We start from the raw sequence: 12,585 nt of genomic DNA, 5'->3' as shown, positions 1-12,585 counted from the left end.
GAAAAAGGGGCACCCCTTGAATCCGCTGAGCCAGCCAAATCGCGAAGCCAAATCACACATTCACTTTTTAATTGACTGCATGGGACTCTGCTGTCATTTTCACTTTCAAGGTGATTTTCACTTCGAAAGTCGCAAAGCGAGAGGTCTCAAAATGCGCGTCTCCGGCCACCAGGCCCGCCCCATCAGCCAGACCGGTTTCATCCGGATTCCGCAGAACCCCAATCAGCGGGACTTCGTCGCCGGCGGCGTTCCGCGCAAGCGCACGGTGCTGAAGGCCTTCAACAAGGCCGGCACGCGTCCGGGCTTCTACCTGCACGCCACCAAGGGCTGGCGGAAGCGCTGATGTCGAAGCCCTCTCTGGAAGAACGTTTCGCAACCAAGCCGCGCCGCACGGTTCTCGGGCTGGGCATCTCTGCCGTGCTGATCCTCGGCACCGTCGGCGCTGTCGGAAGCCTGTTCAGCCTCGCCCTCAACCCGCTCAACCAGGCCGCTCGCCTGGTGCATCGGACCCTCGATGCCGAGAACGTCATCGCGAACTACGAGTGGTTCAAGCGGCAAGTCGAAGACGTGAATGCGATCGACGAGAAGATCGCCGCAGCGAAGGCTGCGCGGCAGCAGATGGCCGATGCGATCGGCCCCCGGCAGGGTTGGCAGTTCGACGATCGTCAGGAGTGGGGACGCCTCAGCGGCGTCGTCCTCGGCCTGGAAAACCAGCGCGCCAGCATGGTGGCCGAATACAACGCCCGAACGAAGATGCTCAATCGCGACATCTTCCGGACGGCCGATCTCCCCGAACAGCTTCGTTGAAGGAATTGGTCATGCGCAAATCCGCGATCGCTATCACCTGCCTCACCGTGCTTCTCGCCGGGTGCGTCGACGCGCAGCCCAGCACCAGCGCCCAGAATGCGCGCAAGGTCGAAGAGAACCAGTCCAGGCTGCAGACAGCGCAGCCGGCGCCACAGCTCGACGTTTCTCTTGAGCGCGCCAACCTGATCGAGCGCCTCGAGCGGCTGAACGCCCAGAACATGAGCGGGTACATCTACCTGATCTCGCAGGGCACCATTATCGCGAGCTACCCGGTCCGCGGCAAGGCGACGTCGCTCAACGCCTATCTGATGGCGCTCGAGAGGCTGGTCACGCGAGGCACTGACGGTATCGGCTCAGTCGAGCAGCCGGACTACGACGGCGCCTACGGCAAGAACGCCGAGGGCATCTTCTTCTTCACGGCTGACAGCAACGCCTATGTCGAATGGGCCGGCGACTATCTGTTCTCCGACCAGCCGCTTGCGCTTAACACGCAGCCCCGGCTCGAGCGGCAGGTGCAGTGATGTCGCCTCGGACCTTGCTCGCCTACCTCTTTCCGACGCCGGCGGCCACAACCGCCGTTGTTGCGGTGGCTGGGATCCTGGCAGTCCACGCCTACTGCGACGGTCTCACGGCCGTTGCAGCCATGTCGGCCGTCATCGCGGCAGCAGCACTCGCTGACGTGTTCTGGCCCTCGGATTCCGAGGACTGAGCATGAGCGATCTCAAGGGCCACGCCTTCACCGAGGAGTTCCTGCGTCAGAGGGCCAACGACGCCTTCCGAGATCTCTGCCGCGTGCATGGGTTCGACCAGGCGCGGCAGATCGTGGCCGAGATCGTCAACGACTACGCCGAGGGTCGCCGGTGATGGACGCTCTAGTCCGATGCGCCCCCTGGCTCTACGCGGCGCTGCTTGCCGCTCATGCTTTCAACTGCATCACCGCCCATTTCGGAGGACGCGCCATGACGCGCACCGTCTTCAAGTTCCCGCTCGAGCATGGCATCAACACGATCACCCTGCCGTCCGACTTCAACATCATCTCGGGCGGCAAGGATGCGCAGGGGCAGCCCTGCATCTGGGTCGATCTCGACAATCTCGCGCCGGCTGCCATCCGTCTCCCTGTGCAATTCTTCGGCACCGGTCAGGCTATCCCCGATGGCTGGATCTTCCTCGCCACCTTCCTCGACGCCCCGTTCGTCTGGCACATCTTCATCGGGGAGCCGGAGTCATGCTGAGGGCGGGGGCATCCGAGACCCGAATTCGGGAAGAGGCCTATCGCTTCCTCCGCTGGCGCGAGAAGCAGGGTGGGGCGGTGTTCTGGGATCGCGGCGGCGTGCGCGGCCGGCTGCGGCGGCGTGAAGCGCGCGCTTTGGCGGAGAACCACCAGCTAGCCCCCGTCGACCAGTTCATGATGGGGCGCGCGCGATGACCGGGCGCCCCAGCTGGGATGAGCACTTCATGGATTTCGCGCGCCTGGCGGCCACGCGGTCCAAGGACAGCACGCAGGTGGGCTGTGTAGCGATCGGCGAGGCCAAGCAGGTTCTGACCACCGGCTACAATGGCCTGCCGCGCGGCGTGGAAGAAGCTGAGTATCGGTCCGCGCGGCCGGCCAAATATCTCTGGACCGCCCATGCGGAGGAGAACGCCGTCGCCCATGCCGCGCGCACCGGCACATCGCTCGTTGGCGCCAGGGTCTACGTCACCCATCAACCCTGCGCCCGCTGCGCGCGGCTGCTGATCCAGGCGGGCGTTGGGTCCGTGACGTTCGCCGACGGCAAGACGTCGATGCCGGTCGAAGAGTTTGATGTGGCCGTCGACATGTTCCGCGAGGCGGGCGTCGGACTGAACTGGTTGGCCAAGATGGCGCAGGGCGATCGGTCATGACGCAAACCATTGTCGCCAATCTGCCGTGGCTGATGTCGGGGATCACGATCTGGATGACCCTGCTCGCCGGCAACAAGAACCGTCACGCCTGGGCGATCGGCCTCGGCAACCAGCTTCTCTGGCTGATCTGGATCCTTTCGAAAGGCGAATGGGGCCTGCTGCCCATGAACGCCGCGCTCTGGATCGTCTACGGCCGCAACCACTGGAAATGGAGCAGAGCGTGACCGACACGATGTTCGAACGCGTCGCCCGGGCGATATCGGGTGCCCCGTTCCCGTCGGCCGCCAGCCGTCGCAAGGCTCGCGCCGCGATCGAGGCGATGAGGGAACCGACACAGGCCATGAAGGAGGCCGCGTACAAAGCCGATCCGACTGGCTACCCCCAGCTGACCTGGCGCGTCCAGATCGACGTCGTCCTTCAGGAGAATTCCCATGAGCGCGTTTGACGACGGCGGCCCAGCCTATCCGCACGACAAGTACCAGAAGAATGCCGAGGGTGGGTGGGGCACCTACGCCCATGGCGGCATGTCGCTCCGCGATGCCATGGCCATCAGCGTTCTCCCCGCGCTGCTCGCCAAGCTCTACGCTGACGCAATCGCATCCGGGATCCGCTACGAGACCCCTGTCTATGGGGTTGCTGCTGAGGGAGCCTACGAAGCTGCGGACGCTATGCTGGTGGCTCGCCGTGATCCGCTTGCGAATCCGCCTCCGAAGTGGGTCAATCATGGATCCGTCCCTCGCCAGTTCATCGCCGATGGCCACTATCGCGTGATCGTCTCCGGTGGTGACGCAGGATCCGGTCGCTCGGGGCGCGCTGTCAAAGGCACGGACCATCGGCTGTTTTCGCTCAACGACTACGAGACCTGGGCGCATGTGAAGGATGGGATCTTCGTCGGCGCGCAGGACGAGGAAGACCAGGACATCGTCGCCTACTTCGGCCCGATCGAGATTCCGGAGCGGCCGAAATGACCACCGCCCTCACCGAACTGCAATGGGAGATGCTTCGCAGAGTGGGCAAGATCTCTTGGGCGGCGTCGACCGGCTACTTTCGCACCCGTGGTGGCGTCGAAATCGCTGCCGAGAAGGCGCGACGTGCGTTGCACCGGCTTGCGTCGCTCGGACTGGTGGAACCGGTCCGCTCGCGCGGAGGCCTGGCCTTCTGGTGGAAGATCAAGCCTGAGGGTCGCGCCGAATTGGCCCGTGTCGCGGAGTTCCCCGAATGATGGAGCAGCTCAAGATCCAGTCGAAGCATGTCGAGCACAGCAAGACACCGAACGCCTGGTACACCGACCTCACCATCACGCACGCGGGCAAGATCTATGGGTCCCGCTTTCCGTACCGGATGAGCGCCGGCGACATTCAAATCGAGCAGCAGGCCTTTCTCCGGCGCCGCGCCGCGGCCGCCCGCGAGAATACTTCCTCGATGTCGAGACGGGGTGAACCGTGATCAGCTTGAAGCGCCTCCTGCCACCCCGGCTGCGTGAGGAACTCGATCTCGCCGACGACTGGCAGATCGTTCAGGGATCCCGGCACCTTCACATCCGTATTCGGGGCCGCTTGGCAGGAATTCTGCCGGCGGCCGGGCGGGCCGAGAACGGGCGTGCGCTGAGCAACGTGATCTCGCAGATCCGCAGCTGCCGAAGGGCTGGGGCCGCGGCCTGAACTTCGTCCCCACGATCAAAATCCCATCACATGCTCGCCGGGAGCGAGCGAAAGGACAGCATGAGCACCAGCGCCCTCAGCCTGGCGGACCTGCGCGCCGCCAACATCAAGCGGGACCGAGAATGGAACGTCGGCAGCGAGCCGGTGAGCCTCTCCTTCCGCGGCAACGAACTGGCCGGCGAGACCGGTGAGGCGTGCAACATCCTGAAGAAGCTCGAGCGCGAGCGCCTGGGGATTCCCGGCTCCCGCTCCACCAAGGAAGCCTTGGCCGACGAACTGGCTGACGTCGTCATCTGTGCCGATCTCACGGCCATGGATCTCGAAATCGACCTGGATGCCGCGGTCGCTCGGAAGTTCAACGAGACGTCGGAGAAATACGGCCTGGCCACCAGGCTTGAGCGGCCGGCGGCGGGACCGGCGAACACGCTCGTGCTGCTACAGGGGGCGACCCGTCGCGCGCTCACCCACGGCGGTTTGCGCAACTCCAGAGAATTCAGGCTGTACCTGAACGACGTGAAAGTGCGCACCTACACGGAGGGGAGCATCTACGCGGACTGGTCCTATGGCGACTATTTCGACCGGATCGTCGCGCAGGACGTCGCGCGCTTCGAGCGGGCTCTCGGCTGCAAGGTGCTCCGCGGTCGGGAGAAGTCCAATGTCTGAGCGCGAGCCGATGAGCGAGGATCTCGTCGACCAGCTCGTGCGGGATCTCGATTGGATCTATTCAGATCCCGTGCGCTCGGCCTACTTCGAACACGTCTCCGATCCGGAAACGATCGAGCGGTTGAAGCTACTGCTGCAAGCCGAGAAGCCGTCCGGCGAGCCGACCAAGATCGTCTACACGAACTGGCGCGGCGAGACGGCTGAGCGATCGATCGTTCCGCGCGCTGTCTGGTACGGCTCGACCGAATGGCATCCGGAGCCCCAGTGGCTGCTGCGGGCATTCGATGTCGAGAAGCAGGCCGATCGCGATTTTGCCCTGAAGGATTTCGGCGCCTCCCTCTCCCAGGAGCAATCGCCATGACGAGCGAAGTGAAGCTGGAGCCGACAGCCGACGAGATCGATCGGGTGCGGGATATCATCGTCCGTTTGCTCTCGCGGGACGACACCCCGAAAGACGAATCCCGCATCCGCCGGCTGGAAAGCCAGGTTGAGGCACTGGAGGCGCTGCGACCTCATTGGGCCATGGGTTACACGTCCGACAGCATGGCAGCCCAAGCTTCGACAGCGGCGCTCAGCGGACTCTGGGGTCTGCTTGGCGTCAACAATCAGACGGACGCGTGCGCCAAGGTCCGCTCCCTGCTCGCCCGCGCAGCCCGGACGCCGGCAGAATGAGCGCGAAGCATACAGGGGCAACCGACCCGGCGCTGGCGAGGGCTATGAATGCCGTCGACAACATCAATGCCATCCCGGCCGATATCGTCGATGAGCCCACCCGAGGTGCCCTGCAACTGTTGATCTTTTGCGGCCTCCTAAGGGATTGGGCCGGCCGCGCCGCTCTCGAGCAGGAGGGCGGATAGATGGCGCAGATCACCTATGAGCAGGCTTTCGAGGACCACGAGTACCTGTGGTCGCTCAACTCTGCCGGCGACATGACGGGCGGCTACGGCGACCAGGAAGATCTCACCAAGCTGCTGCGGAGGCCGACAAAGGCGACAGCACGCGGCTGCCTCTGCGATCAAATCAACCGCTGGTTCACGGCCGAGTTCGATGACGACGCCGAGATGAGCGCCGAGGAGCGAATCCAGAGTGACCTGAGGGTGCGTGAGATCGCCATCCGCCACGGCCACTTCGAAGACTGCGAGGAGCAATGACCATGACGAGAGAACTGAATCTGGAGTCGAGCGCCTTGGCTGCGATGTCCTCTGAGATCGTGGAGTGGCGCCAGACGGGCTTCCTGAAGCAGGATGGGCGTCTTGTCGATTTCGCTGCGCAGCACTTCTCGCAGCATGGTTCTGCGTCGATCCGCATGGCTGAGGACGCCGTGTGCCTGGAAGTGCTGAAGCAGTTCGCTTCCCCGCCCGCGCCAGCCGCGGCGATTAAGCCGCTGGAATGGGACGAGGATGGCCTTGCGTTCTGGGATGACGTCGGCGCTCACTATCGCGTTTCCTACCGCACGGGGCCGCGCAAATGGCGACTTCATGCGATCGGGTTCCCCGGCCGCCCTGCTGGTGGGGATTTCAACACTGACGTCGAGGCGAGAGCAGCGGCGCAGGCGCACCGTGACAGTATCGTGTCAGCTCTGATCAAGGCCCCGCCAACCGTGGTGGTGCCGGAGGGGGTGCTGAAGGAAGTGCATTTCTGGCTGGAAGGCGCGCTGACCTGCAAGACATGGGAATGGGATGGCGATCAGCGTGGATTGGCTGAAGACGCCCTCCAGCGACTTGGGACCGCCCTCGCCGCCGCGCCCGAGCCTCCCGCAGCCGAAGCGCCAGGGCAGGAGCCGGTGGTGATGACGGTGGATGATGTAGAGCAGATCATCATCTCGACGGAGAGCACCGAAAGCGACGCCGTCTGGACCCGGAGAATGGCCAAGGCGCTGCATGCCCGCCTTGTCTCCGCCCCGACCACCCACGCAGACGCCGAGGCGAAGAGGGCCGGAAGGGCTTTTTTGGAGGATCTCGTCAAGGGGTTCATTACGATGACCTCGGGCGATGGCGATCCCTACATCAAGATCAGCTACCGGACCCTGAAAGACGCACAGGGTGGCTATGGCCTGCTGATTGACGCCATCCGCTCTCTCGCCTCTCCTGCGCCGAAGGGAGGCGCATAGTCATGGCCACCGCAAAAGCCAAAATCACCCTCGATTTCACAACCACCTTGACGCTCAACGAGCAAGAGGTGCGCGCCCTCGATGCGCTTGTCGGGTATGGCGACACCGCCTTTCTCAAGGCGTTCAAGGAGAAGCTCGGGGAGGCCTATATCCGCGACCACGAGCGCGGGCTGCGATCGGCGTTCGAGGCGATCCGCCGAGACGTGCTCCCCGCCCTTGGCGCCATGAAGCAGGTCAGGCGCGATCTTGAGGAAGCTGCAGCGCGGCGCTACGCGGCTCTGACCGCTCCCGCGCCGAAGGGAGAGGCGTGATGCCCTCACGCCTCAACCAGAATGCCGGCCTCCTCGGCGGCATCGACGAACGCGACGCGGGCGACGTTCACGCTGCCCTTGCCTTCGAGAACTGCGAGGATTTCGAGCCGCGCGGCCTGGCTGTCCGGCGCCGCGACATAGTCCGCGGGCCACCGGTACGCGAGCCACTCGGCCGCCTGCTCAATGCTTTTGATCTCCCGGCGCTTGCCGGGCTCCTCCCAGATGACCACAGGCCTGAAGCGCTTGCGCATGCAGCCGGATATAGCGAAGGAAGCAGCGATGACCAGTGAGGCATGGGAGAGGGCCGCCAAGGAAGGCCTGCTGGCCGGCCTAGCTGAGGCTGAGCACGTATCGATCACTACGGACGGCGTGACCTACGTCGGGTTCCCGGCGGGAACGCTCGGTACATTCGTCGCCGCGAGTTTGGCCGCGGCAATCCCTATTGTCGTGGATGAAGCCCTCCGCGCCCGCATCAAGCAGATGAAGGAGATGGGATGATGTGGTGTGGTTCAGAGTGAGAAGGATGACTAGAGCATGAGATTTCGCCCACATCGCCCCTTGCTGTCGACGTCGCTGTCGGAAGCGGTACAACTGGATGGCACAATGGCGGATCTAGTGGCCCACCTTATCCAGATGCACCGCGATATCGATCCTGGTCCGGAGATCTCAGAGAACTCGGTGAGGCTCGTCCATCAAGGCTTCGACAAGCGCTGCGAATGGGACACTCATCTTGTCACGATTGCCGATTGGGGAGTCGTAGGAATGACGGACGGTCCGATCCGACCTGCTTCCTAGATGTCTTCATCGGCCGCGGGGCAAACGGTAGCGCGACCAAGGGGCGCTACCGTTCGATGGTCGCTTAGGGGCGGAGCCAGCTGAGGCGGATATCGATCGGGAGGCCATGCGCGCTGGGGCTGCTCCCCATCAGAGTTGCCTGGTGCGCGGACGGATCGAACAGCCCCTTGATGGTCAGATTGGCGTTCGAGGCTCCAAGCACATTGTTCAGCCCATTGGCGACGATAGAGTGCTGGACCGTCTCGACTTCTGCGGTGAACTCCTTGCCGTTAACAGCATAGGTTCCCACATAGAAGACCAACGAGTCGCTGCCGAAGATCTTGCCGTCGCGCAGCTCGACAGCGCCGGTCCCACTTCCGAGCGGAGTGGAGAACTCGATTTTATAGATTCCGTTCTTCAATTCGAACCCCTTGTGTACATGCGGGCATTGGTTGCCGCTCCGTTCACATAAGGTGTGAAAAGCGATCTGCAACCCTAGATAGAGGGAATTCCGATCGCAGCCGCAGTTACCCGCGCCGGCTACCCTATTTGGCCTCTTCCCAAATCTGCCACACGCCCTTGTTGATCCGCCTCCGGGCGTCTCGGATCTCGGCGCCGTAGGGACCGGCAAATGTCTGAGCTGCTTCCGTCGTCGAGAAGCAGAAGCACGTATGCCAGACGTCCTTGAACACGACGTTTCGCTGCTCCGACGCCGCGCCCAGCCGGAGTGCCTCATCCGCAATCTCCGGCTTGGCCCGAACGAGGTCCGCCCGCAGAGGCACATAGAACGGCCACGTCCTGTCGAACACGACCGCCGACATCCGACCCTTGTACCTGCTCATTTTGCCCTCGCTGTACCGAGAACGAAATGAGAACATTGCCGCGCCCTGTCAAGGCGACAAGCAGCGGGGAATCAGACCGGGCGCACCAGAATGTGCTTCTTGCGGCCGAGCGAGAGCTTCACGACGCCCTCGGCGGTCAGCGCGTCCGGGCCGACCAGCACCTTCTCATCGGTGATCGCCTGGTCGTTGACGCGGAGGCCGCCGCCCTTGATCTGGCGCCGCGCTTCGCCGTTCGAGGCGACGAGGCCCGCCTGCACGAACAGCGACAGCACGCCGAGGCCGCTGGCGAATTCCGATGCGCCGACCTCGATCGTCGGCAGGTTCTCGGCCAGCGCGCCTTCCTCGAAGGTGCGCCGCGCCGTCTCCGCCGCTTCCTCGGCCGCCGCGCGGCCGTGCGCCAGCGCCGTCACCTCGGTGGCGAGGATCTTCTTGGCGTCGTTGATCTCGGAGCCGCCGAGCGCCGCGAGGCGGGCGATCTCGTTGAGCGGCAGCTCGGTGTAGAGCTTCAGGAAGCGCTCGACGTCGCCGTCCTCGGTGTTGCGCCAGAACTGCCAGAACTCGTAGGAGCCGAGCATGTCGGCGTTGAGCCAGACGGCGCCGTTCGCGGTCTTGCCCATCTTGGCGCCCGACGAGGTGGTGAGCAGCGGCGTCGTCAGCGCGTAGAACTGCTTGTCGAGCATGCGGTGGCCGAGCTCAATGCCGTTGACGATGTTGCCCCACTGGTCGGAGCCGCCCATCTGCAGGACGACGTCGTGACGCTGGTTCAGCTCGACGAAGTCATAGGCCTGCAGGATCATGTAGTTGAATTCGAGGAAGGACAGCGACTGCTCGCGGTCGAGCCGCATCTTCACCGAATCGAACGAGAGCATGCGGTTGACCGAGAAGTGGCGGCCGACATCGCGCAGGAAGTCGATGTACTGCAGGCCGTTCAGCCATTCGGCGTTGTTGGCCATGATGGCCGGGCGCTCGCCGCCTTCGAAATCGATGTAGTTGGCGAACACCTTGCGGATGCCGGCGAGGTTCTCGTCGATCATCTCGTCGGTGAGCAGCTTGCGCGCCTCGTCCTTGAACGACGGGTCGCCGATGCGGGTGGTGCCGCCGCCCATCAGGGCCAGCGGGCGATGGCCGGTCTTCTGCATCCAGCGCAGCATCATGATCTGCATCAGCGAGCCGACATGCAGGCTCTTCGCCGTGGCGTCGAAGCCGATATAGCCGGTGACGGATTCCGAGGCGAAGCGGCGGTCGAGCCCCTCGCTATCCGAGCACTGGTGGACGAAACCACGCTCGGTCAGGATCTGCATCAACTCGGACTTGAAGGCGCTCATGACGGCCGGACCTTTGGACTTTGATTATTGGATTTGGGCCGCTTTCTAGCAGCCGGAACGGGAAATTTCACCTCGAAGGTGCTCTCCAGAAAGCGATTGCCTGATGCTCACGGCCAGTCGCCCATCTTGACGTGAATACAAATCACTTTTAAAGTGACAGTCATCTTAATGGAGACTGTCGCTTGTTTCTTACCGACCGCCAGCGGGTTGAGATCCTTCTCCCCGCCCAGATGATGCTTGGCGTCGTTCTCGCCGGCGCCGAAGAAAAGACCGAGGCGTTCGAGGAATGCGTCACGCATCTCCTCAAGGCCTGCGAAGAGCCCCTCCGTGATCTCCTGCCCGCCCAGCAGCGGAAGATCCTGCATCGAGTAGAGCGCCTGCATCGCGAGGTTGCCGCGCCTCACACCAAGGACGGCGCCGAGGTCTCCAAGTTCGGCCTCATCGTCTTCTACTGGCTGCAGGGTCTCGTCGAGAGCGGCTTCTTCAGCTTCGCCAGCGGGTCCGCCGTCGACAAGGCGATCGGGCTGTTCATCCCGGCGATCGAGCACGCGGCCCAGGTCGAGGCAGTCGACCGTTCCGCGCAGAAGCAGGCGGGCCGTCTACTCGCGCACCTCCAATCCTCCGGCTACTTCCAGGGAGCCTGACATGGCCCAAGCCCGGCATCTGCTCGTCGATTGTGACGACGTCCTCCTCGACTGGATCGGCGGATTTTCCCGCTGGCTGCGGAATGAACACGGACTCAGCCCGGACGAGGAGGGGCCCGGCGACTGGGATATGTCGACCTGGTTGGGCGTGCCCTACAACCGCAGCCTTGATCTGGTCCGCCAGTTCAACGCATCCGCTCACTTCGGCACTCTGGCGGCCCGGCTGGACGCGCAGCAACAGGTTCCCGCGCTGGCGCGCGCCGGCTACCGGATGACCGTCATCACCAGCTGCTCGGCAGCGACCGAGGTGATCGAGCGCCGGCACGCCAATCTTGAGAGCGTCTTCGGGCCGATCTTCGATCGGATCATCTGCCTACCGATGGGGGAGAGCAAGGCGCCAACACTGGCTGCGTTCGAGCCTGCGATCTGGATCGAAGACAACTACCGGAACGCCGTGATGGGTGCGGCCACCGGCCATCGCTCCATCGTCATGCGCCGTCCGCACAACCGCTCGAGCGAAGACGGGGAGCGCGACGACATCGAGTGGGTCAACGACTGGTCCGACATCGCTTCCCTTATTAAGTGCAATCGGGCCGTCGAGCGCTCTTCCGACCGGAGGTATGCGCTTTGAAAAGCAAGATGTTTGCGAAGGTCGTGCTCGCCAGCCGGCCGACCACGGGCGCGCCGCCGATCCTGACGATCCACGCCCACTATCCGCACATCATCCACGGCGAGGCGATGAGCCATCGCGAGTTCTCGCGCAACGCCCGGTCGTCCCGCGCGGTGCCCGTCAAAACGATGCTGAACGAGGTCCGCGACGATCCGTTCGTGCCGTGGCACTGGGGCAGGAACCAGTCGGGCATGCAGGCGTCGGAGGAGCGCAACGAGCCGGTCGCGATCACCGTCCAATCGGAAGACGACGGCTGGTGCAAGGTGAATGTCAGCCGTGAGGAGGCCTGGCTCAGCCAGCGCGATGCTGCCGCCGATCTCGCCGAGGCCTACATGCAGGCTGGCTATCACAAGCAGATTGCCAACCGCCTGATCGAGCCGTTCTCCTGGAAGCACACGCTGATCACGTCGACCGGCTGGTCGAACTTCCTGCATCTGCGTGACCACGGCGACGCTGAGCCCCACTTCGAGGATCTGGCCAAGCTCGTCCGCGAAGCGATCGCCGGCGCGAGCTATCAGAATCTCCGGCCCGGCGAATGGCATCTGCCGTACATCACGCCTGAGGAATACGACGAGTGGCTGTTCGGCGAGACGCCGCGCTCGCTCGAGATCCACAACCGCTTCGGCATCAACGGCACCGACGTGTTGAAGCGCCTATCCGTCGCCCGATGCGCGCGCATCTCCTATGCCCCCTTCGACGGCAACCCGAGCATCGAGCGCGAGTTCGAACGCTACCAGGATCTGGTCCGCGGTTCGCGGCTCCACGCCTCGCCTTTCGAGCATCAGGCGGCGCCCGACCACCGTCGCGATAGCGCTGCGCTCGGCGGCAATCTCGGCGCCGGCTGGATCCAGTATCGCAAGACGATGCCAGGCGAATACGTCCCGACGAGGTTCTGAC

28 protein-coding genes are annotated in these 12,585 nt (G+C 63.8%); 24 read left to right on the top strand and 4 right to left on the bottom strand.

Annotated features, from left to right (window positions below):
- Window positions 1-151: 151 nt before the first annotated feature.
- The 20 genes from AC6HZP_RS18090 to AC6HZP_RS17995 all read left to right on the top strand — a co-directional run bounded on the left by AC6HZP_RS18090 (window position 152) and on the right by AC6HZP_RS17995 (window position 7,433).
- Window positions 152-343, top strand: coding sequence for a hypothetical protein (locus AC6HZP_RS18090; protein ID WP_497523968.1), 192 nt, complete (start codon window positions 152-154; stop codon window positions 341-343).
- Window positions 343-807 carry a hypothetical protein gene (locus tag AC6HZP_RS18085; RefSeq protein ID WP_497523967.1) on the top strand — a complete coding sequence of 155 codons (465 nt, stop codon included), beginning with the start codon at window positions 343-345 and terminating at the stop codon, window positions 805-807. Before AC6HZP_RS18090 ends, AC6HZP_RS18085 begins: the two co-directional genes overlap by 1 nt.
- 11 nt (window positions 808-818) lie before the next feature.
- Entirely contained in the window at window positions 819-1,328 is a 510-nt protein-coding gene (locus AC6HZP_RS18080; RefSeq protein ID WP_497523966.1) for a hypothetical protein, read from the top strand.
- A 190-nt stretch (window positions 1,329-1,518) separates the two neighbouring features.
- Window positions 1,519-1,671: a hypothetical protein gene (locus AC6HZP_RS18075; protein ID WP_497523965.1), complete on the top strand. Its 153-nt coding sequence runs from the start codon at window positions 1,519-1,521 to the stop codon at window positions 1,669-1,671.
- Window positions 1,671-2,039 (top strand): DUF7352 domain-containing protein, encoded by a 369-nt coding sequence (locus AC6HZP_RS18070; protein ID WP_497523964.1) that lies wholly within the window; start codon window positions 1,671-1,673, stop codon window positions 2,037-2,039. Before AC6HZP_RS18075 ends, AC6HZP_RS18070 begins: the two co-directional genes overlap by 1 nt.
- Window positions 2,033-2,233 carry a hypothetical protein gene (locus tag AC6HZP_RS18065; RefSeq protein WP_497523963.1) on the top strand — a complete coding sequence of 67 codons (201 nt, stop codon included), beginning with the start codon at window positions 2,033-2,035 and terminating at the stop codon, window positions 2,231-2,233. The genes AC6HZP_RS18070 and AC6HZP_RS18065 overlap by 7 nt, the downstream gene beginning before the upstream one ends.
- Window positions 2,230-2,688 (top strand): deoxycytidylate deaminase, encoded by a 459-nt coding sequence (locus AC6HZP_RS18060; RefSeq protein WP_497523962.1) that lies wholly within the window; start codon window positions 2,230-2,232, stop codon window positions 2,686-2,688. Before AC6HZP_RS18065 ends, AC6HZP_RS18060 begins: the two co-directional genes overlap by 4 nt.
- Window positions 2,685-2,912 carry a hypothetical protein gene (locus AC6HZP_RS18055; protein WP_497523961.1) on the top strand — a complete coding sequence of 76 codons (228 nt, stop codon included), beginning with the start codon at window positions 2,685-2,687 and terminating at the stop codon, window positions 2,910-2,912. Before AC6HZP_RS18060 ends, AC6HZP_RS18055 begins: the two co-directional genes overlap by 4 nt.
- On the top strand, window positions 2,909-3,133 hold the full coding sequence (locus AC6HZP_RS18050; protein ID WP_497523960.1) for a hypothetical protein: 225 nt from the start codon (window positions 2,909-2,911) through the stop codon (window positions 3,131-3,133). Before AC6HZP_RS18055 ends, AC6HZP_RS18050 begins: the two co-directional genes overlap by 4 nt.
- Entirely contained in the window at window positions 3,120-3,656 is a 537-nt protein-coding gene (locus tag AC6HZP_RS18045) for a hypothetical protein (RefSeq protein WP_497523959.1), read from the top strand. Before AC6HZP_RS18050 ends, AC6HZP_RS18045 begins: the two co-directional genes overlap by 14 nt.
- Complete coding sequence (locus AC6HZP_RS18040; RefSeq protein ID WP_497523958.1) at window positions 3,653-3,910, top strand: hypothetical protein; 258 nt, start codon at window positions 3,653-3,655, stop codon at window positions 3,908-3,910. Before AC6HZP_RS18045 ends, AC6HZP_RS18040 begins: the two co-directional genes overlap by 4 nt.
- Window positions 3,907-4,134 carry a hypothetical protein gene (locus tag AC6HZP_RS18035; RefSeq protein ID WP_497523957.1) on the top strand — a complete coding sequence of 76 codons (228 nt, stop codon included), beginning with the start codon at window positions 3,907-3,909 and terminating at the stop codon, window positions 4,132-4,134. The genes AC6HZP_RS18040 and AC6HZP_RS18035 overlap by 4 nt, the downstream gene beginning before the upstream one ends.
- The gene (locus tag AC6HZP_RS18030; protein WP_497523956.1) at window positions 4,131-4,349 is read left to right on the top strand and encodes a hypothetical protein; all 219 of its coding nucleotides are present in this window, start codon (window positions 4,131-4,133) and stop codon (window positions 4,347-4,349) included. Before AC6HZP_RS18035 ends, AC6HZP_RS18030 begins: the two co-directional genes overlap by 4 nt.
- A 60-nt stretch (window positions 4,350-4,409) precedes the next feature.
- Window positions 4,410-5,012: a hypothetical protein gene (locus AC6HZP_RS18025; RefSeq protein ID WP_497523955.1), complete on the top strand. Its 603-nt coding sequence runs from the start codon at window positions 4,410-4,412 to the stop codon at window positions 5,010-5,012.
- Window positions 5,005-5,373 carry a hypothetical protein gene (locus tag AC6HZP_RS18020; protein WP_497523954.1) on the top strand — a complete coding sequence of 123 codons (369 nt, stop codon included), beginning with the start codon at window positions 5,005-5,007 and terminating at the stop codon, window positions 5,371-5,373. The genes AC6HZP_RS18025 and AC6HZP_RS18020 overlap by 8 nt, the downstream gene beginning before the upstream one ends.
- A complete protein-coding gene (locus tag AC6HZP_RS18015) occupies window positions 5,370-5,684 on the top strand; it encodes a hypothetical protein (RefSeq protein ID WP_497523953.1) in 315 nt (104 codons plus the stop codon). The genes AC6HZP_RS18020 and AC6HZP_RS18015 overlap by 4 nt, the downstream gene beginning before the upstream one ends.
- Entirely contained in the window at window positions 5,681-5,869 is a 189-nt protein-coding gene (locus AC6HZP_RS18010; RefSeq protein WP_497523952.1) for a hypothetical protein, read from the top strand. Before AC6HZP_RS18015 ends, AC6HZP_RS18010 begins: the two co-directional genes overlap by 4 nt.
- Window positions 5,870-6,163, top strand: a complete 294-nt coding sequence (locus AC6HZP_RS18005) for a hypothetical protein (RefSeq protein WP_497523951.1) — start codon at window positions 5,870-5,872, stop codon at window positions 6,161-6,163. It begins immediately after the preceding gene.
- Between the two features lie 2 nt (window positions 6,164-6,165).
- Complete coding sequence (locus AC6HZP_RS18000; protein ID WP_497523950.1) at window positions 6,166-7,122, top strand: hypothetical protein; 957 nt, start codon at window positions 6,166-6,168, stop codon at window positions 7,120-7,122.
- Between the two features lie 2 nt (window positions 7,123-7,124).
- Window positions 7,125-7,433 (top strand): hypothetical protein, encoded by a 309-nt coding sequence (locus tag AC6HZP_RS17995; protein WP_497523949.1) that lies wholly within the window; start codon window positions 7,125-7,127, stop codon window positions 7,431-7,433.
- Between the two features lie 5 nt (window positions 7,434-7,438).
- Here the strand turns inward: AC6HZP_RS17995 and AC6HZP_RS17990 are convergent, their stop codons facing one another.
- On the bottom strand, window positions 7,439-7,684 hold the full coding sequence (locus AC6HZP_RS17990; protein ID WP_497523948.1) for a DUF982 domain-containing protein: 246 nt from the start codon (window positions 7,682-7,684) through the stop codon (window positions 7,439-7,441).
- A gap of 28 nt (window positions 7,685-7,712) precedes the next feature.
- On the opposite strand from AC6HZP_RS17990, the gene AC6HZP_RS17985 reads away from it, so the two are divergent.
- The gene (locus AC6HZP_RS17985; RefSeq protein WP_497523947.1) at window positions 7,713-7,931 is read left to right on the top strand and encodes a hypothetical protein; all 219 of its coding nucleotides are present in this window, start codon (window positions 7,713-7,715) and stop codon (window positions 7,929-7,931) included.
- Between the two features lie 361 nt (window positions 7,932-8,292).
- Here AC6HZP_RS17985 and AC6HZP_RS17980 read toward each other — a convergent pair whose 3' ends face one another.
- The 3 genes from AC6HZP_RS17980 to tyrS all read right to left on the bottom strand — a co-directional run bounded on the left by AC6HZP_RS17980 (window position 8,293) and on the right by tyrS (window position 10,374).
- On the bottom strand, window positions 8,293-8,628 hold the full coding sequence (locus AC6HZP_RS17980) for a hypothetical protein (protein WP_497523946.1): 336 nt from the start codon (window positions 8,626-8,628) through the stop codon (window positions 8,293-8,295).
- 124 nt (window positions 8,629-8,752) lie between these two features.
- The gene (locus AC6HZP_RS17975) at window positions 8,753-9,049 is read right to left on the bottom strand and encodes a hypothetical protein (protein WP_497523945.1); all 297 of its coding nucleotides are present in this window, start codon (window positions 9,047-9,049) and stop codon (window positions 8,753-8,755) included.
- A gap of 71 nt (window positions 9,050-9,120) precedes the next feature.
- Window positions 9,121-10,374: a tyrosine--tRNA ligase gene (gene tyrS, locus AC6HZP_RS17970; RefSeq protein ID WP_497523944.1), complete on the bottom strand. Its 1,254-nt coding sequence runs from the start codon at window positions 10,372-10,374 to the stop codon at window positions 9,121-9,123.
- 182 nt (window positions 10,375-10,556) lie between these two features.
- Between tyrS and AC6HZP_RS17965 the strand changes: the two genes are divergently transcribed.
- From AC6HZP_RS17965 to AC6HZP_RS17955, 3 genes are read left to right on the top strand one after another with little or no spacing between them, the layout of a single operon-like run.
- The gene (locus AC6HZP_RS17965; protein WP_497523943.1) at window positions 10,557-11,018 is read left to right on the top strand and encodes a hypothetical protein; all 462 of its coding nucleotides are present in this window, start codon (window positions 10,557-10,559) and stop codon (window positions 11,016-11,018) included.
- Between the two features lies 1 nt (window position 11,019).
- A complete protein-coding gene (locus tag AC6HZP_RS17960; RefSeq protein WP_497523942.1) occupies window positions 11,020-11,649 on the top strand; it encodes a 5' nucleotidase, NT5C type in 630 nt (209 codons plus the stop codon).
- Window positions 11,650-11,657: 8 nt separating this feature from the next.
- Entirely contained in the window at window positions 11,658-12,584 is a 927-nt protein-coding gene (locus AC6HZP_RS17955) for a hypothetical protein (RefSeq protein WP_497523941.1), read from the top strand.
- Window position 12,585: the final 1 nt, after the last annotated feature.

This window comes from Kaistia sp. SLG-1 (assembly GCF_059699055.1).
This window is presented reverse-complemented; position numbering and strand designations above follow the sequence as displayed.